Below are 17,676 nucleotides of genomic sequence, written 5' to 3'. Positions count from 1 at the left end.
GCACCGGCACCGGCACCCGCGGTCGTGCCACCTCACCCTGCTGCCCCGCCCCCGCCCCCGCCCCCGCCCGCCGCGCCTCCCGCCGCCGGCGCGGCCCGGTCCTCCGGTGTGCGCTTCGACCGCCCCGCCCAGCCGGTCGCGCAGCCCGAGGAGTACCCGCTTCAGGCCCCGGACCCGCGCGTGTCCGCCGAACGCGGACAGCCCGCCCCGGAGACCGCGGGCCCCCCGGAGACCGCAGGCGTCCCGGAGACCACGGTGTGCGTGGCCTGCCGCGCGGGCAGGGTGGACGACGACGGCTACTGCGAGAACTGCGGCCACGCCCAGCCACGCGAACGGGACCACATGGAACAGGAACGCGGCCCGCTGGCCGCGGTCAGCGACCGCGGCCTGCGCCACCACCGCAACGAGGACGCCTTCGGGATCGGCACCACCACGCTGCCCGACGGCTCCCCCGCCTCGGTCGCGATCGTCTGCGACGGCGTCTCCTCCGCGACCCGGCCCGACGAGGCCTCGCTGGCCGCGTCCCGGGCGGCGAACGAGTCGCTGCTCGCGGCCCTGCCGCGCGGCACGCACCCGCAGCAGGCGATGCACGACGCGATCGTCGCCGCGGCGGACGCGGTCGACGCGCTGGCCGACGAGCCCGCCACGGACCGTGAACGGTCCCCGCACCAGAACGCCCCCGCCTGCACCTTCGTCGGCAGTGTGGTGACCGACGGCCTGCTGGTCGTCGGCTGGGTCGGCGACAGCCGCGTGTACTGGGTGCCGGTCGACCGCGCCGCGCCCCCGGCCCGGCTCACCGAGGACGACTCCTGGGCCGCGCAGATGGTCGCCGCGGGGCTGATGGGCGAGGCCGAGGCGTACGCCGACCAGCGCGCCCACGCGATCACCGGCTGGCTCGGCGCGGACGCCTACGAACTGGAGCCGCACACCGCGTCGTTCAAGCCGGACCGGCCCGGTGTGGTCGTGGTCTGCACCGACGGGCTGTGGAACTACGCGGAGTCGGCCGAGGAGATGGCCCGGGTCGTCCCCGTCGACGCCGCCGTCCGCCCGCTGCACGCCGCCCGGGTCCTGGTCGGTCACGCCCTCGACGGCGGGGGCCACGACAACGTGACGGTGGCCCTCGTCCCGTTCCCGGCCGTGCCGCAGGGGGCAGGATCGGCCTGAGGCCGCGTACGGCGGGCCCCCCGCGGGGAAACTACGGGGAAGCCGCGGGAAGCCGCGGGAAGGTGCCAACGAACCGGAGGGGGCCGGTCCGTCATCTGTCGTCGCCCCGCACCGTCGCGGGGTTCTCCAGGGGGAGAGAAACAGGCATGGCCAACTTCTCGAAATCCAACGTGCCGCAGTTCTCGGTAGACGTGTACCAGAACGAGTACCTGCCGGAGGGCGGCCGCGAGGTCAACGCCATCGTCACGGTGACCGCGACCGGCGGCGGCACCATCGGCAGCGCGGTGGCGGCACCCCACCTCTACGCGCCCGGTGAGGGCCCGTCGGCGGCCGTGGTGCTCATGGTCGACTGCTCCGGCTCGATGGACTATCCGCCGACCAAGATGCGCAACGCCCGGGACGCCACGGCCGCCGCGGTCGACGCCCTGCGCGACGGCGTGCACTTCGCGGTGGTCGCCGGCACGCACGTGGCGCGGGAGGTCTATCCCGGTGCCGGGCGGCTCGCGGTCGCCGACGCGGCCACCCGCGGGCAGGCCAAGCAGGCGCTGCGGGCGCTGAGTTCCGGCGGGGGCACGGCCATCGGCACCTGGCTCCGGCTGGCCGACCGGCTGCTGTCGTCGGCGGACGTGGCGATCCGGCACGGCATCCTGCTGACCGACGGGCGCAACGAGCACGAGTCGCCGGAGGATCTGAAGGCGGCCCTGGAGGCGTGCGCCGGGCGGTTCACCTGTGACGCCCGCGGAGTGGGCACCGACTGGGAAGTGAAAGAAGTCACAGCCATCGCCTCCGGCCTCCTCGGCAGCGCCGACATCGTCGCCGACCCGGCCGGACTCGCCGCCGACTTCACGCGGATGATGGAGGCGGCGATGGGCAAGGAGGTCGCGGACGTCTGCCTGCGGCTGTGGACCCCGGTGGGCACGACTGTGAAGTTCGTCAAACAGGTCGCGCCGACGGTCGAGGAACTGACCGGCCGCCGTACCGAAGCCGGACCGCGGGCGGGCGACTACCCGCTGGGTTCCTGGGGCGACGAGTCCCGTGACTACCACCTCTGCGTCGAGGTCCCGTCCGCCGGCATCGGGCAGGAGATGCTCGCCGCCCGGCTCTCGCTGGTCATTCCGCAGCCCGGGGAGGGAGTTCAGAAGCTCGGCGCGCAGGGTCTCGTGCGGGCGGTGTGGACGGACGACATGGCCGCCTCCACATCGTTGAACCCTCAAGTCGCCCACTACACCGGACAGGCCGAACTGGCGCAAGTCATCCAACAAGGCCTCGACTTGCGCAAAGCGGGCGATTTGGGCGGAGCAACGTCCAAACTGGGCCGCGCCGTTCAGCTCGCGAGCGCCTCCGGCAACGCGGATACCGCGAAACTGCTTGCGAAGGTGGTGGACGTGGTCGACGCCTCGACAGGTACTGTGCGACTGAAAGCGCGGGTCGAGGAGGCCGACGAGATGACACTCGAAACCCGGTCCACCAAGACCGTTCGTGTGAAGAAGTGAATCTGAAGTGAACGAGCCCGGCCCCGCAGGCCGGAGAACTTCGGTCGGAAGCGACCGAAAAGGAGAGGAGGAAGCGCCGACATGCCGACCTGCCCGAACGGACACCAGTCGGGTTCCGACGACTGGTGCGAGGTGTGCGGTCACCGCATGGCGGGGTCCGTGCCCCCGCCCCCGCCTCCTCCTCCCCCACCGCCCGGCGGCGGCTACGGATTCCCGCCTCCCGGCGGCCAGTCCGGGCCCGGCGGCCCGGGTGGCCCCGGTGGTTTCGGCGGCCCGCCGGAGCTGTGCCCGCAGTGCCGCACGCCGCGTGAGGGCGGCGCGCCGTTCTGCGAGGAGTGCCGGTGGAACTTCCTGACGAACACGGCCACCTCGTACACGCCGGCCGCCCCGCGTCCGGTGCCCCCCGGACCGGGCGGTCCCGGTGGTCCCGGTGGTCCCGGTGGTCCGGGCGGTCCCGGCGGTCCGGGTGGACACGGGGGGCAGTACCAGCAGCCGCCCGGCCCGGCGTACGGCGGTGACTCCTACGAGTACCAGGGCTCCCGTCCGTCCCAGGTGAACCGGCCCGCCGAGCCGATCCCGCCGGGCCCGCCCGGTTTCGGCGGCGACCCCTCGCGCCCGGTCCCCCCGCCGCCCGGTCCGGGCGGTCACGGTGGCCCCGGCGGCCAGGGTGGCTACGGCGGACCCGGCGGTCCGGGTGGCCCCGGTGGTCCGCAGGCGTTCGGCGGCGGCCCGCCGGCCCCGCCCGGATTCCCGCAGGAGACCGGCCGTCCGCCGCACCAGGGCGGCCCCGCCTTCGGCGGCGGTGACGACGACTGGGTGATCCCCCCGCCCTCCGGCGGCCCCGGCGGCCCGAACGGCCCCGGTGCTCCGAACGGCCCCGGTGGTTACGGCTACCCGCAGCCCGGTGCGACCCAGGCGCCGCCCGGCCCCGGCGGGTTCCCGCAGCAGCCCCAGGGACCGGTGACCTGGACCGCGACGATCGGTCCGGACCGTGACTACTTCATGGCGATGATGCACCGCTCCGGCCCCGAGGCCACGGGCCTGAACCTGCCCGCGTACTCGCCCGAGCAGCAGCGCACCCTCACCGGCAACCAGCTCACGATCGGTCGCCGGCGCCACTCCACCGGTGACACCCCCGACATCGACCTGTCGACACCGCCGGAGGATCCGGGCGTCTCGCACCAGCACGCGGTGCTGGTCCAGCAGCCGGACGGCAGTTGGGCGGTCGTCGACCAGAACTCGACGAACGGCACGACGGTCAACGGCTCGGAGGAACCGATCCAGCCCTTCGTCCCGGTCCCGTTGCAGGACGGCGACCGGGTCCACGTGGGTGCCTGGACGACGATCACCATCCACCGGGGCTGAGCAGGCACACCCGTGGCGCTTCCTCCCCTGCCTCCCCGACGCGCAGGGGCGGAAGCGCCGGAGCCCCGGAGGCCTCGAAGACCTAGGTCCTGAGGCCTATGCCGCGGTGTCTGAGACCATGGACGGCGTGACAGAGATTCGGCGCGGCACGCTTCAGGAGCAGACGTTCTACGAGCAGGTCGGCGGGGAGGAGACCTTCCGCCGACTCGTCCACCGTTTCTACGTGGGGGTGGCGGACGATCCGCTGCTGCGGCCCATGTATCCGGAGGAGGACCTAGGCCCGGCCGAGGAGCGGCTGAGGCTGTTCCTGATCCAGTACTGGGGCGGCCCGACGACGTACAGCCAGAACCGGGGCCATCCGCGGCTGCGGATGCGGCACGTGCCGTTCAAGGTCGACCGGGCCGCGCACGACGCCTGGCTCAGGCACATGCGCGACGCCCTCGACGAGCTCGGCCTGTCCGAGGAGCACGACCACACGATGTGGAAGTACCTGACGTACGCCGCCGCCACGATGATCAACTCCCCGGACTGACCCACCGGCCCGGCACCTCGCGGACGTGCGCATTCCGGTCGCCCGTCGCCGGAATCCGATCACGATCCGGTCAAGTCCGGGCCACAAGCGCTACCCCGTGACGGACTCCCTCTGACACGATCGCCCGGAGGTCCGGACGACAGGGGGAGTCTCGGGTGGGGAACGCTGCGGGGACGGCGAGGTTCGTCCTGGCGCGTGCCCGGGCGTACCGGCCGCTGCTCGCCGCCGCGCTGCTCACGATCCTGCTGACCGCTGCGGTGCCGACGACCCTCACGGCATACTCCGGCGCGATCGGCGACGCGGCCCTGCGGCACGCCCTGCGCGACCCGCGAGGCGCGGCCGACACCACCCTCGTCGTCGAGGCGGACGTCCCCGCGCGGGAGCGCGCCGCGGCCGGCACCGCCGTACGGGACGGCGCCCGTGCCGCCTTCGACGGACTGCCGGTGACCCTGCGCACCCTGTCCCGCTCCGGCCCGTACGCCCTGCCCGCGTCCGTGCGCCCCGCGGACGGACGTGCGGACCCGGGCGCGGGTGACACGGGCCCGGGCGCGGGCGGCGTGGACCCCGGTGCTCCCGCCGGCGCCCTGGGCGCCTCCGACACCCCCGGCCTCACCCATCTCGCCGCCCTGGACCGCACCCAGGTGCGGATCTTCGCGGGTCGGCCGCCCGGGGCGTCCGCCGGCGCGGTGATCGAGACCGCGCTGCCGGAGGCCGCCGCCCGCCGTCTCGGCCTGGAACCCGGCGCCCGGCTCACCCTCGCCGACCGGCTCGGCGGCCCCGCGGTCCAGGTGCGGATCACCGGCCTGTACCGGCCCGTGGACACCACCGCGCCCTACTGGCAGCTGGACGACCTGCACGGCCGCGGCGTCGTCGAGGTGGACTTCACGACGTACGGCCCGCTGCTCGCCGATCCCTCGGTGCTCAGCGGCGACCGGGTCAGCGCCGGCACCTCGGCGTGGCTCGCGTCGGCCGACTTCGCGGCGGTGGACACCGGACGGATCGACGCGCTGCGCGAGGCGGTGCGGGACGGCGTCGCCGCCCTGCGCGAGGATCCGGCGCTGGGCGGTGCGGCGAACGCGACCAGTGCCCTGCCCGCCACCCTGGACCGGGTCGAACGCTCACTGCTCGTCTCCCGCTCGACCCTGCTCGTCATCGCCCTCCAGCTCGTCCTGCTGGCCGGCTGCACCCTGTTCCTGGTGGCCCGGCTGCTGAGCGCCGAACGCGCGGGCGAGACCCGGGTGCTGCGGGCGCGCGGTGGTTCCCGCGCCCAGGTGGCCCGGCTCGCCGCCCTGGAGGCGCTGCTGCTGGCGGTGCCCGCGGCGGCCTGTGCGCCGCTGCTGGCGGGGCCGCTCACCGGGCTGCTCGCCGGGCAGGGCGCGCTCGCCCGGATCGGGCTGCGCCTGGACACCTCGGTCGGTTCGGTGGCCAAGAGCGGCTCCGTGTGGCTGGTGGCGGCGGGGGTGGCGGTGGGCTGCGCGCTGGCCGTCACGGTGCCCGCGCTCACCTCCTCCTTCACGGCCGGCCGGGCCCGGCCGCTGCCCGGTGTGGTCCGCGCGGGCGCGGACGTCGGGCTGCTGGCGGTGGCCGCCGTGGCGTACTGGCAGTTGAGCCGTCAGCCCTCCGGTGCGGTCGGCGCACACCTCGGCGTCGACCCGCTGCTCGTCACGGCCCCCGCGCTGGCCCTGCTGGCCGGCACCGTGCTCACGCTGCGGCTGCTGCCGCCGCTGGCGCGGCTGGCGGAGCGCGGGGCGACCCGCGGCCGGGGGCTGCCGGGGGCGCTGGCGGGCTGGCAGTTCAGCCGTCGGCCGATGCGGGGCGCGGGCCCGGTCCTGCTGCTGGTGCTCGCGGTGGCGCTGGGCATGCTGGCGATCGGCCAGGGCTCCTCGTGGCAACGTTCGCAGGACGACCAGGCGGACTTCCGGGCCGGCGCGCAGGTGCGTGTCCTGGGCGCCGGGGAGAGCGAGCCGGGCCGCACCCGGGCGTACGCGGCCGTCCCCGGCGTCGAGACGGCCGCGCCCGCGTACCGTACGTCGGTGCCGCTGTCCGGCAACCGGACGGCGACCGTGCTCGCGCTGGACACCGAGCGTGCGGCGGACACGGTGCTGATGCGTTCCGACCTCGCCCCCGAGCCGGTCCGCCCGCTCCTGGACGGCCTGGCGCCGAAGGGCGGGACAGCGGGTGTACGGATACCCGAGGGCACCGCCCGCCTGACGCTGACGGCCCGGATCCGGGGCGCGGGCTCCGGGACCACGGCCGATGTCAGGGCCACCCTGACCGACCCCTACGGAACCCCGTACAAGCTCGGCCTGGGCCGGCTCCGCGCCGACGGCCGGACCCGTCCGCTGACCCTCGACCTCGCCTCGGTCGCCGAGGCACCGCCGGGGGAACTGACCCTGACCGGGCTGCAGCTCGAACTGGTCCAGCCGACCGGGAAGGCCGAGAACCACCGGTTCACCGTGGCCGGGCTGACCGCCACGGACACCGACGGCCGGGCCCGGCGCCTCGCCCTGCCCGCCGACTGGGCGCTGTCCTCGCAGCTCACGGCCACGGGGACCGCCCCCGACGCGGGCACCGGACCGACCGGCCCCCGGCTCACCGCCACCGACCCGCCGACCTTCGCCTACGGCACCGGCCACGGCCCGGGGGACGGCTTCTGGAACCCCCCGCTGCTCACCGTCCGGCTGCTGATCCCGCAGCCGGGGGCGGTCGAGGTCACCGCGATCGCCACCGACCGCTACCTGGCCTCGACGAGCGCCCGCCCCGGACAGCGCGTGGACGTGACGATCGACGGCTCCACCGTGCCGGTGCGGATCGTCCGCGCGGTGCGGGGGCTGCCGTCCGCGCCGGCCGGGGGGAGCGGCGACGGCGGGGCCCTGCTGCTGGACCTGCGGGCCGTCAACCGGGTGCTCCAGAACAGCGAGGGCGAGAGCGTGCTGCCCACCGAGTGGTGGCTGCGGACCGCGCCGGGCGCGTCGGCGCGGGTGGCCGCGGCGCTGCGGGACCGGCCCGACGTCGAGCCGTCCCGGGTGGTGGTGCGGGACGAGATCGCCGCGGAGCTGCGCGACGACCCGTTCGGCGCGGGGCCCGAGGCGGCGTTCACCGCGGCGGCCCTCGCGGCGGCGGCGCTGACGGCGGTGGGGTTCGCGGTGAGCGCGGCCGGGGCGCTGCGGGAGCGGTCCGCCGAGTTCGCGGTGCTGCGCGCCCTGGGCGCCTCACGGCGGCGGCTGGCCCGGGTGGTGGTCGTCGAGCACGGGGTGCTGGTCGCTCTGGGGTCGGCGGTGGGCGTGCTGTGGGGCACGGTGCTGGCGCGGGCCGTGATCCCGCTGATCATGCTGACGTCGGACGCCGCCCGTCCGGTGCCTCGGGTGCTGGTGGAGCTGCCCGTGGGACGGGTGGCCGTGCTGCTGGCCGCGGTGGCCGTCACTCCGCTGCTGGTCACGGCCGTCCTGGCGGTGCGCAGGGTCGACCCGGTGACCTCGCTGCGGGAACGGGGAGGTGAATGAGGTGACCGTCCGGTCCCCGAGACCGCGCGTGGCCGCCCCCTGGGTGCGCACCCGACTGCGGGCCGCGCCCGGGGCCGCGCTCGCGCTGGCGCTGCTGGTGGCCGTGACCGCGTTCCTGGCCGCCGTGCTGCCCCGCGCGGTCGACCGGTACGGCGACGCGGGCCTGCACCGGGCCCTCGAGTCGGCCGGACCGGACAGCACCGGCGTGCAGCTGGCCGCTCCGGTGCCCGACGCCGGCCTGCCCCAGGAGGAGCGGGAGGCGGCCGTGCGCGGGGACGTGCTCCGCGCCCACCGGTCCGAGCTCCTCGCCCTGGCCGGACGGTCCCTGCCCCTCGACCCGCACCAGTCCTCCTCCGGCGTGCGCACCTCCGAGGCCCAGAAGATGTCCGAACCCTGGCTGCCCCGGCCGGACGGGCTGCCCGCACACCTCCAGCTCCTCGCGCAGGACGGGCTCGCCGACCACTCCCGGCTGCGCGAGGGCCGGCTGCCGGAGGTCCCGGGCACCGTGACCGCGGCGACGACCCGGGTCGAGGGCGCCGTCACCGCCGACACGGCCGGGGACCTGAACATCGAGGTGGGCTCCGTCCTGACGTTCCCCGGCGTGGCGCGCGCCCCCCTCCAGGTCCGGATCACCGGCGTCGTCGAACCGCGCGGCCCCCGGGGCGCGTACTGGTCGGCCGACCCCCTGATGCGCACCCCGGGCCTGACGATCCTCCCCGGCGACCCCGACGTCCGGCAGTACTGGATGGGCACGCTGCTGCTGCCGCCGGACGCGGCCCCGGCCCTGCTGGGCACGGCCGGGGAGCCCTTGCGGTACTGGGGGCTCGCCCCGTCCGTCCCCGATCTGCACGGCCATGACGTACCCCGGCTGACGTCCGCCGTCGCGGCCGTGGAGTCCGGTCCGGTCCTCCAGCGGATGCGGGAGGCCACCGCACTCGACATCAGGGCGCGCAGCGAGCTGGACGACGTGCTCACCGGCCACACCGGGCTGCGCACCGCCATCGGCCCGCTGGTCTCCGTCGCCGTCTTCGGCACCGGCACGGTCGCCGTCGTCGTCCTGCTCATGGCGGGTGGCCTCGCCGCCGACCGGCGCGGCGGCGAACTCACGCTGCTGCGTGCCCGCGGCGGCTCCCTGCGCGGCGTCACCGGCCGGCTGCTGGCCGAGACCGCGGTGGTCGCCGTGCCCGCGGCCGCCCTCGGACTGGCCGCGGCCTGGCTCACGGTCCGCGAGGCCCGGCTGGCGTACTCCGTGGCCGCCGCCGGCGCCGTCGCGCTCCTCGCCTGCCTGGCCCTGCCCCTGCGGGCCCTCGTCGCGCACCGCGCCGTCCGCGCGCACACCGGGCGCCGGGACGTCGCCACGGCCCGCCCCGCACGGCGCCGCACGGTCGCCGAACTCACCCTGCTCGTGCTGGCGGTGGGCGCGGTCGTGGCGCTGCGCACCCGCGGCACGTCGGACGGGCCGAACGCCTCCGGGGACCACCTGGTGTCCCTGGCCCCGGTGCTGGTGGGTGTGATCGCCGCGCTGGTGCTGGCACGGCTGTACCCGCTGCCCCTGCGCGGGCTGGCCCGCCCCGCGGCACGGCTGCGGGGCGTGGTCGGCCCGCTGGCCCTGGCCCGCGCGGGCCGTGCCTCCGGCTCCGCGGTGCTGCCCCTGCTGGCCCTGCTCACCGCGCTGACCACGGCCGCCTTCGGTGGTTCCGTGCTCAGCGGCGTGGCCGACGCCCGGGACCGGGCGGCCCTGCTCACGGTCGGCGCCGACGCCCGCGTGAGCGCACTCCACGTACTGCCCGCCGGTCTGCCCGACCGGGTCCGCCGGGCACCCGGCGTCCGGGAGGTCACCGCCGTCAGCGTCGCCCACCACGCCCAGTCCCGGGAGGGCACGGTCCCGGTGGCCGGCGTCGACCCGGCCGGCTACGCGGCCCTCACCCGGCACACCGGCGTCGGCGCCTTCGACCGGGACGTCCTGGCGCCGGGCGGGTCGGACGCCCTGCCCGCCGTGGCCTCCCCCGGGGTCGCCGACCGCCACGGCACCCGGCCCTTCGCGGTGCGCATGGAGGACGGCAGCTCGATCACCGTGCGGATCGTGCTGGTGCGGGAGCGGACCCCGGCCGTCGTCGGCGGGGATTTCCTGGTCGTGGACCGGTCCGCGCTCTCGGACCGCGCCGCCCGCCCGACCGCGCTGCTGGTGACCGGCGACCGGGTGGACGGGGCCGCGCTGCGCCGGGCGGCAAACGGCGGGACGTCGGTCCAGGTGCGCGCCGAGGAACGCGCCGGATACGTCGACTCGCCCCTCCAGTCCGGCGCCGAACGCGTCTACACCGCGGCGGTGGCGGCGGGCGCCGGGTACGCCGTGCTCGCCCTGCTGCTGACCCTGGTGCGTGCCGCCCCCGAACGGGCCGCGCTCCTGGCCCGCCTGCGCACCATGGGCCTCACCCGCTCCCGGGGCCGCCGCCTGCTCGTCCTGGAGTCCCTCCCGCAGGCCCTGCTCGCGGCGGCCGGCGGCACCCTCACGGCGTGGGCGACGATCCGGCTGCTCGCCCCCGGCATCGACCTGACGGCCGTCGCCCTCCCGGCGACCAGGTCCCCGGCGGGCCGGGCCACGCTGCTCACCGACCCGGTGTCGCTGCTGGCACCCGCCCTGACGGTGGTCGTGCTCACCGTAGGGATCGCGGCGGCGCAGGCCTGGTGGACGGGCCGCCGGGACGCGGTGCGCGAACTGCGGGCGGGTGACGCCCGTTGACCGTACGGCCCCGCTCCCGAGGAACCCGGTCCCTTCCAGGAGGTGCTGCACGATGCCCCCGATGACCCCGACGCCCCCGGATCCCACGCTGGCCGAGCTGGCCCACCGGGTCGCCGCCGACCGCGAGCGTCCCGCCTTCGGCCACGACGCGCTCATCACCTGCGACCGTCTCGTCCGGGTCTTCACCGCGGACGGTGTGGAGGTGCAGGCCCTGCAGGGCCTCGACCTCCTGGTGCGCGAGGGCGAGTTGATGGCTCTCGTGGGCGCGTCCGGCAGCGGCAAGTCGACCCTGATGAACATCCTGGCCGGGCTGGACACCCCCACCGCCGGCGCGGCCCGGGTCGCGGGCCGCGACCTGCTCGCGATGACCGCGAAGGACCGCCTCGCCTACCGCCGCGAGGTCGTCGGCTTCGTCTGGCAGCAGACCTCCCGCAACCTGCTGCCGTATCTGACCTCGGCGCAGAACGTCGCCCTGCCGATGCGTCTGCGCGCCGCCGCCCGGGGGCGGTCCGCCCGCCGGGCCCGCGCCGAACGCGTCGTGGAGCTGCTGGAGTTGCTGGAGGTCGCCGACTGCCGTGACCGGCACCCGCACCAGATGTCCGGCGGCCAGCAGCAGCGCGTCGCCATCGCCGTGGCCCTCGCCAACGATCCGTCGGTGCTGCTCGCCGACGAGCCGACCGGCGAGCTGGACTCGCACACCGCGGAACAGATCTTCGCCGCGTTCCGCACCGCGAACGAGCGGCTCGGCACGACCATCGTGATCGTCACCCACGACCAGGCGGTGGCGAGCGAGGTCCGCCGCACGGTCGCCATCCGCGACGGCCGCACCTCCACCGAGGTCCTGCGCCGCAGCGAGGTCGACGCCGCCACCGGTCACGAGACCGTCGTCGCCCGCGAGTACGCCATGCTCGACCGCGCCGGCCGGCTCCAGCTCCCCGCCGACTACACCCGGACCCTGGGCATGCGCGACCGCGTCGCCCTGGAACTGGAACCGGACCACATAGCCGTCCGCCCGGACGACAATGAGCACGCCGAGGGCTGAGGACCGAGGATCGAAGGCCGGCCGGGAGGGCTGCCTCAGCGCACGCTGAGGCCGAGCGCCCCGAGCCCCGCGCGCCGCAGGGCGACGGACCCGTACGGTGTCCGCAGCCGGAGCCAGGCCCCGGAGACGAGCAGCACCGGCGCGCCGTCCGCGTCGGCGGGCCCGGGGGGCCGGAGGAAGCCCAGCGACTGGGCCGCGTGCACGGCCCGCACCGGGAGGTCGGTCCGGCCGACCGTGCGGGACCAGATCTCCCGCCCGATCCGGTCGAGTTCGGCCCGGGTGCGCGACTCGGCGGCCAACGCCTCGGTACGCGCCCGGAATTCGGTGACCGCGGCGGCGACGAGCGCGCGCAGGGCGTCCGGTGCGGGCAGCCCCGGTTCGGCCTGCCAGCCCCCGCGCGGGGGCAGCACGCCGGCCCACGGCGGCCCGGTCACCGCGCCCGGCACCACGGCGGTGGCGGCGGACTCGTCCACCGATTCCAGCAGCTCACCGGCGGACACGGTCACGTCCAGGGTGACGTCGAGACCGTTCTCGTACGGCTTGGCCAGCCGCACGGAGCGGATCGCCAGCACCTCGAAGGAGGGAGGGCGGCCGAACACGGCCAGTGCGGTGCCCGACGCCTGAAGGCGCACGGCGGCCGCGCGGTCGTAGTGGAGCAGCCGGGAGAGGAAGGCCGCGAGATCCGCCGCCTCCCTCTCGTCGGCGAGGTGGAGCACCGTCATGCCGCGACGGCCTCCTCCTGATCGGCGTCGGCGTTCCCGTCTTCTTCGCCGTCCCCGCCGTCCCCACCGTCCGTGTATTCCTGGAGGAAATCCTTCTCCTCCCGGGTGATACGGCGCGGACGCTGGGCCTCGAAGTCGAACGGCACGATCACCGTGGAGGCCCGGACGTAGAGCTGGTCGCCGTCCTTCACCTCGTAGGTGAGGGTGAAGGACGCCGCCCGGATCTCCGTGACCCACAGCTCGATGTCCACGGGCGTGTGCCGGTGGACGAGTTGCCGCTTGTAGTCGATCTCATGGCGTGCCACCACGGACCCCTGCTGGAAGTCCTTGTCCGGGCGGAACAGGAAGTCGATACGGGCTTCCTCCAGGTAGCGGAGGAAGACCACGTTGTTGACGTGGCCGTACGCGTCCATGTCCGCCCAGCGCAGCGGGCAGCGGTAGATGTGCCGCAAGAGATCAGCCCCGGGTCAGCTTCTTGTAGGTGGCGCGGTGCGGACGCGTGGCGTCCGGTCCGAGCCGCTCGACCTTGTTCTTCTCGTACGACTCGAAGTTGCCCTCGAACCAGAACCACTTGGAATCGCCCTCGTAGGCGAGGATGTGCGTGGCGACGCGGTCCAGGAACCACCGGTCGTGGGAGATGACCACGGCGCACCCGGGGAACTCCAGCAGCGCGTTCTCCAGGCTGCTGAGGGTCTCGACGTCGAGGTCGTTGGTCGGTTCGTCGAGGAGCAGCAGGTTGCCGCCCTGCTTGAGGGTGAGCGCGAGGTTCAGCCGGTTGCGCTCACCGCCGGAGAGGACACCGGCGGGCTTCTGCTGGTCCGGCCCCTTGAACCCGAAGGCGGACACGTAGGCGCGCGAGGGCATCTCGACCTGGCCCACGTTGATGTAGTCCAGCTCGTCCGACACGACCGCCCAGAGCGTCTTCTTGGGGTCGATGTTCGCGCGGGTCTGGTCCACGTAGGAGATCTTGACGGTCTCGCCGACCTTGACCGACCCGGAGTCGGGCTCCTCGAGGCCCTGGAGCATCTTGAACAGCGTGGTCTTGCCGGCGCCGTTGGGACCGATGATCCCGACGATGCCGTTGCGCGGCAGCGTGAAGCTGAGGTCGTCGATCAGCAGCTTGTCGCTGAAGCCCTTGCTGAGGTTGTTCACCTCGACGACGACGTTGCCCAGCCGCGGGCCCGGCGGGATCTGGATCTCCTCGAAGTCCAGCTTCCGCATCTTGTCGGCCTCGGCGGCCATCTCCTCGTAGCGGGCCAGACGCGCCTTGGACTTGGCCTGGCGTCCCTTGGCGTTGGACCGCACCCACTCGAGCTCGTCCTTGAGGCGCTTCTGCCGCTTGGCGTCCTTGGCGCCCTCGACCTTGAGGCGGGCGGCCTTGGTCTCGAGGTACTTGGAGTAGTTGCCCTCGTAGCCGTGCAGCCGGCCGCGGTCGACCTCGCAGATCCACCCGGCGACGTTGTCCAGGAAGTACCGGTCGTGGGTGACGGCGACGACGGTGCCCTCGTACTTGGCGAGGTGCTGCTCCAGCCAGTTCACGGACTCGGCGTCGAGGTGGTTGGTGGGCTCGTCGAGGAGCAGCAGGTCGGGCGCCTCGAGCAGCAGCTTGCAGAGCGCGACGCGGCGCTTCTCACCACCGGAGAGGTTGGCCACGGGCCAGTCGCCGGGCGGGCAGCCCAGGGCGTCCATGGCCTGCTCCAGCTGGGCGTCGAGGTCCCAGGCGCCTGCGTGGTCGAGCTGCTCCTGCAGCTTGCCCATCTCGTCCATGAGCTCGTCGGTGTACTCGGTCGCCATCTGCTCGGCGATCTCGTTGAACCGGTCGAGCTTGCCCTTGGTCTCGGCGACACCCTCCTGGACGTTCTCCAGGACGGTCTTCTCCTCGTTCAGCGGGGGCTCCTGCAGCAGGATGCCCACGGTGTAACCAGGGGTGAGGAAGGCGTCGCCGTTGGACGGCTGCTCCAGCCCCGCCATGATCTTCAGAACGGTCGACTTACCGGCACCGTTCGGACCGACGACACCGATCTTCGCCCCCGGCAGGAAGCTCAGGGTGACGTCGTCGAGGATCACCTTGTCGCCGTGCGCTTTGCGCGCCTTGCGCATGGTGTAAATGAACTCAGCCAAGAGAAACCGTCCGGCAGCTTGAAATCAGGCAGTGGGCAGATACACCCCATCTTGCCCGACCGCCGCCCCCAGGGGGAAACCCATCTGTTCGAGGGGCGCTGACCTGCGGTTTCGTCGTCGGCAGTCGCGGCTCGACCATCACTGTCGGTCGTTGCCGGTCGGCCTCGTACGGCCCACAGGCGGCCCGACGCCAGCCCTGATGAAACCAGCGGACCGTGGGCTGACCTCTTGGCCGCGGCGAGCCGTCGGTGATCGTGGAGCAGAGTGTTTGCACGGGAGCGGGGAAGGGGTCAGAGCGGGAGGGAGGACAGGAGGCAACCGTGACCGTCCTCGCGATCTTTCTCCTCGTCATCGGGACGCTCTTGGTCCTGATGGGGGCACTTCTGGCCCTCATCGGGACGTTTCTGATCACCATCGGGATGGCCTTGATCCTCATGGGGGCGGCCCTGATCGCCGTGGGCACGTTCTTGCTGATCCGGAAGCTTCTCGGCCGCGGTCGAACGCGATCCCACTCCTGGTGAACCCGAGGGCGACCCCTCAGCACGGCCACAACTGATCACCGGCCCCAGAAGGCCCGGGAGGGCGCGCATGCGCGAGCACCGCCCGCGTCGTCTCAGTTCTCCCCGGCCGTCTCGCGCCGGCGGGTGACGACCAGGGCCGCGCCGCCGAGGACGACCAGGGTGATGGCGGTGCCGACGATCCAGGGGGTGAGGCCGGAGGCGCCGGTCTCGGCGAGGTTGACGTCGGCAGCCGTGCCGCCGAGGGGGGTGGGGGTGGGCCCGCTGAGGGTGTGGACGTCCACGCCGGTCTCGGCGGCCCGGGTCCGGCAGTCGAGCATGCCGGTGAACCGCTTCTCGAAGCCGTCCGAGCCCCGGACCGTGAAGTCGTACGCCCGGTCCTCGGCGAGCGGAACCGTCACCGTGCGGGACTCGCCCGGCTCGACGGTGTACTCGCGCTCCGCGAGCTCGAAGGTGAAGGGCTCGTCGTCCTGGTTGACGGCGGTGACGTCGACGCCGCCCTCGGCGCAGTTCGTCCGGGCGGACACGGCCGGTATCGCGCCCTGCTCCGCCCAGGTCGCGCTCGCCGTCGCGGAGACCGTCGAGGTGCTGGAGCCGGCCAGGATCTGGGTCTGGCTGCGGCTGTCGGAGGCGAAGGCCCGGCCGACCGGCACGGTGGTCGAGGCCTGCACGGTCAGCTCGACCGTGTCCGCCGGCGCGTCCTCGGGTATCTCGAAGAACACCTTGCCGCCGTCCTCCGCCGTGGTGACGGGCTCGCCGGCCCGGTCGACGATCCGCACCCCGCTCGTGGCGGCGTCCGCCGGCGGTGACACCGTCACGCTGTCCGCGTCCGTGCGCACCGTCACCGGGCCGAGCAGCTCACCCGGACGGCCGGAGACGGCCGGCGGCTCCAGGGTCAACGACGCCCTCGGCTCCGGCTGGTTCCGGGCACTCTTCTCCAGGTAGTCCGCGAGCTGCTCCGCCTGGGGGTCCACGGCCTCCACGTCCACGTCGTCGGAGTAGCGCCAGATCGCCACCTGCGTACCGGCCGCCGCGTCCTGCTCGGTGAGCTGGCCCCGGACCCCCGCCCGGTCGGCGAGTGCCGCGAGGTCGTTCACCTGGGGGTAGGAGTTGCGCAGGATCCAGCGGATCCGGCCGGCGTCCTCGTTGGCGCCCAGCGAGGTCCCGTTCCACGCGGTCTCGTGGTACTTCGCGTCCGTCTGCGTGGGGGTGTGGACGTCGACGCAGTACGTCTGCAGCATGCCGCCGCCCTCGACGGACATCTCGAACAGTCCCGCCGACACCCGCTGGTCCCCGGCGGCACCGTGGATCACGGCCTCGCCGTACGTCTTCAGGCCCTCCACCGTCGCGGCCGCCCCGCCCTCACCGCGCGCCGTGCCGGTGGTGGCGGCAGCCGTCCCGGCGCCGGCCAGCACACCGGCGGCGACGAGTCCGGACACCAGCGTCCCGGCGGCGAGACGGGTCACCGTCGCACGCCGGGGCGCGGAGCACGTAGAGAACACAGAGCACGCAGACAACGCAGCAAACACCGATTTCCCCTCCGAGCGGGACCCGTCAGACGTGGGGGGACGGGCCCCACCAGCAGAATCACCGGCCCCGAGCGCCCCGGGAGCCATGCCCGGCATCCTAAGTACGCTTCGGAGCACGCCTGTCGATGATCAGCTCGGAGGCATGATCCGACTCGCAATCGTTATCGCCGACGCGGACGCGAACAGGGCTTGTCGACAAATGCGCCCGGGACCGTTCCCCATCCAATCGCCGATAAGCCGCACTTCGGTCAGCCGCGTCTCCGGGGCCCGACCGGTGACATCACGTCACCATGGCCGGTTCCGGAGCTCGTTGGGTGACGACGGTCCCGGACCCGCCGCTCGCACCCGCTGCTTCGACCGCCTCGGCTCCCTCGCCGGAGGCGGCCGCGCCGCCCGCTCCCGTCTCCCAGGCGGGCTCCGGCCGGTCCGGGGAGGTCTGCTGCTCCGGCCGGCCCGAGCGCCGGAACGCCGACGTGCCCCGGGCCAGGTCGTGGCCGATCGCCACCGCCTCGATGTCCGCCGAGGTCCGGCCCTGCTGCCCCTCGCGGGTCTCCGTGCGCACCTTCAGCCGCCCCCGCACCAGCACGGGTTCGCCCACCGACAGCGAGGCCATGGTGTTGGTGGCGAGCTGCCGGTTGGCCCACACCGTGAAGAAGTTGGTGTGGCCGTCCGCCCACGTGCCCTTCTCCCGGTTCCAGTACCGCGAGGTGACCGCCAGCCGGAACCTCGCCACCGGTCCGGACGTCGTCTCCCGGTACACCGGCCGCGTCGCCACGTTGCCCACCGCGCAGATCGTCGTCTCGTTCATCGTGCCTGCCTCCCCCGTCCGGACGCCGGCACCGGCGCCGGGCGGATACGCGTACGGGCCCGCCCCGTACGGATGCGAGTCAGACTGCCTCCTCCGGGCCGGGCCCGTTGAAGCCTGTGGACCACCACCGCACTGTGGA

General features: G+C 74.3%; 13 protein-coding genes. 8 read left to right on the top strand and 5 right to left on the bottom strand.

The features are described from left to right. The 7 genes from JL475_RS24615 to JL475_RS24585 form a co-directional block, all read left to right on the top strand. The coding region (locus JL475_RS24615) for a PP2C family serine/threonine-protein phosphatase (protein WP_237408135.1) at positions 1–1,164 on the top strand (1,164 nt) is incomplete at its 5' end. A 146-nt stretch (positions 1,165–1,310) separates the two neighbouring features. Then, positions 1,311–2,657 carry a VWA domain-containing protein gene (locus tag JL475_RS24610; protein WP_202280101.1) on the top strand — a complete coding sequence of 449 codons (1,347 nt, stop codon included), beginning with the start codon at positions 1,311–1,313 and terminating at the stop codon, positions 2,655–2,657. An 81-nt stretch (positions 2,658–2,738) separates the two neighbouring features. Next, positions 2,739–4,022 (top strand): FHA domain-containing protein, encoded by a 1,284-nt coding sequence (locus JL475_RS24605; protein WP_202280100.1) that lies wholly within the window; start codon positions 2,739–2,741, stop codon positions 4,020–4,022. 118 nt (positions 4,023–4,140) lie between these two features. Next, the gene (locus tag JL475_RS24600) at positions 4,141–4,554 is read left to right on the top strand and encodes a globin (RefSeq protein WP_202280099.1); all 414 of its coding nucleotides are present in this window, start codon (positions 4,141–4,143) and stop codon (positions 4,552–4,554) included. A gap of 155 nt (positions 4,555–4,709) precedes the next feature. Continuing rightward, positions 4,710–8,057 (top strand): FtsX-like permease family protein, encoded by a 3,348-nt coding sequence (locus JL475_RS24595; RefSeq protein WP_202280098.1) that lies wholly within the window; start codon positions 4,710–4,712, stop codon positions 8,055–8,057. A gap of 1 nt (position 8,058) precedes the next feature. After that, positions 8,059–10,797, top strand: a complete 2,739-nt coding sequence (locus JL475_RS24590; protein ID WP_202280097.1) for an ABC transporter permease — start codon at positions 8,059–8,061, stop codon at positions 10,795–10,797. A 61-nt stretch (positions 10,798–10,858) separates the two neighbouring features. Next, the gene (locus JL475_RS24585; protein WP_202280096.1) at positions 10,859–11,839 is read left to right on the top strand and encodes an ABC transporter ATP-binding protein; all 981 of its coding nucleotides are present in this window, start codon (positions 10,859–10,861) and stop codon (positions 11,837–11,839) included. Between the two features lie 35 nt (positions 11,840–11,874). On the opposite strand, the gene JL475_RS24580 is transcribed toward JL475_RS24585, so the two are convergent. Genes JL475_RS24580 through ettA form a run of 3 tightly spaced genes read right to left on the bottom strand, consistent with a single transcriptional unit; the run spans position 11,875 to position 14,682 of the window. Then, positions 11,875–12,561 carry a hypothetical protein gene (locus tag JL475_RS24580; RefSeq protein WP_202280095.1) on the bottom strand — a complete coding sequence of 229 codons (687 nt, stop codon included), beginning with the start codon at positions 12,559–12,561 and terminating at the stop codon, positions 11,875–11,877. After that, positions 12,558–13,013 (bottom strand): thioesterase family protein, encoded by a 456-nt coding sequence (locus JL475_RS24575; protein ID WP_202280094.1) that lies wholly within the window; start codon positions 13,011–13,013, stop codon positions 12,558–12,560. Before JL475_RS24575 ends, JL475_RS24580 begins: the two co-directional genes overlap by 4 nt. Positions 13,014–13,017: 4 nt before the next feature. Further along, positions 13,018–14,682, bottom strand: coding sequence for an energy-dependent translational throttle protein EttA (gene ettA, locus JL475_RS24570; RefSeq protein ID WP_202280093.1), 1,665 nt, complete (start codon positions 14,680–14,682; stop codon positions 13,018–13,020). Positions 14,683–15,002: 320 nt separating this feature from the next. Here ettA and JL475_RS24565 point away from each other — a divergent pair, with 320 nt between their 5' ends. Then, positions 15,003–15,203, top strand: coding sequence for a hypothetical protein (locus JL475_RS24565; RefSeq protein WP_237408152.1), 201 nt, complete (start codon positions 15,003–15,005; stop codon positions 15,201–15,203). A gap of 92 nt (positions 15,204–15,295) precedes the next feature. Here the strand turns inward: JL475_RS24565 and JL475_RS24560 are convergent, their stop codons facing one another. Both JL475_RS24560 and JL475_RS24555 read right to left on the bottom strand, forming a co-directional pair. Further along, entirely contained in the window at positions 15,296–16,666 is a 1,371-nt protein-coding gene (locus JL475_RS24560) for a Cys-Gln thioester bond-forming surface protein (RefSeq protein ID WP_307825144.1), read from the bottom strand. Between the two features lie 343 nt (positions 16,667–17,009). Next, positions 17,010–17,537, bottom strand: a complete 528-nt coding sequence (locus JL475_RS24555) for a single-stranded DNA-binding protein (protein ID WP_202280090.1) — start codon at positions 17,535–17,537, stop codon at positions 17,010–17,012. Between the last annotated feature and the right edge of the window lie 139 nt (positions 17,538–17,676).

Source organism: Streptomyces sp. M2CJ-2, from assembly GCF_016757295.1.
Taxonomy (GTDB): Bacteria; Actinomycetota; Actinomycetes; order Streptomycetales; family Streptomycetaceae; genus Streptomyces.
The sequence above is the reverse complement of the archived record's forward strand: the minus strand, read 5'-3'. Positions and strand labels throughout refer to the sequence as shown.

Bases quoted from the DNA above. Each gene is read 5' to 3' on its own strand.
- JL475_RS24580 (WP_202280095.1), bottom strand. From the start codon at position 12,561: ATGACGGTGCTCCACCTCGCCGACGAGAGGGAGGCGGCGGATCTCGCG.
- JL475_RS24555 (WP_202280090.1), bottom strand. From the start codon at position 17,537: ATGAACGAGACGACGATCTGCGCGGTGGGCAACGTGGCGACGCGGCCG.
- JL475_RS24605 (WP_202280100.1), top strand. From the start codon at position 2,739: ATGCCGACCTGCCCGAACGGACACCAGTCGGGTTCCGACGACTGGTGC.
- JL475_RS24610 (WP_202280101.1), top strand. From the start codon at position 1,311: ATGGCCAACTTCTCGAAATCCAACGTGCCGCAGTTCTCGGTAGACGTG.
- JL475_RS24600 (WP_202280099.1), top strand. From the start codon at position 4,141: ATGGACGGCGTGACAGAGATTCGGCGCGGCACGCTTCAGGAGCAGACG.
- JL475_RS24585 (WP_202280096.1), top strand. From the start codon at position 10,859: ATGACCCCGACGCCCCCGGATCCCACGCTGGCCGAGCTGGCCCACCGG.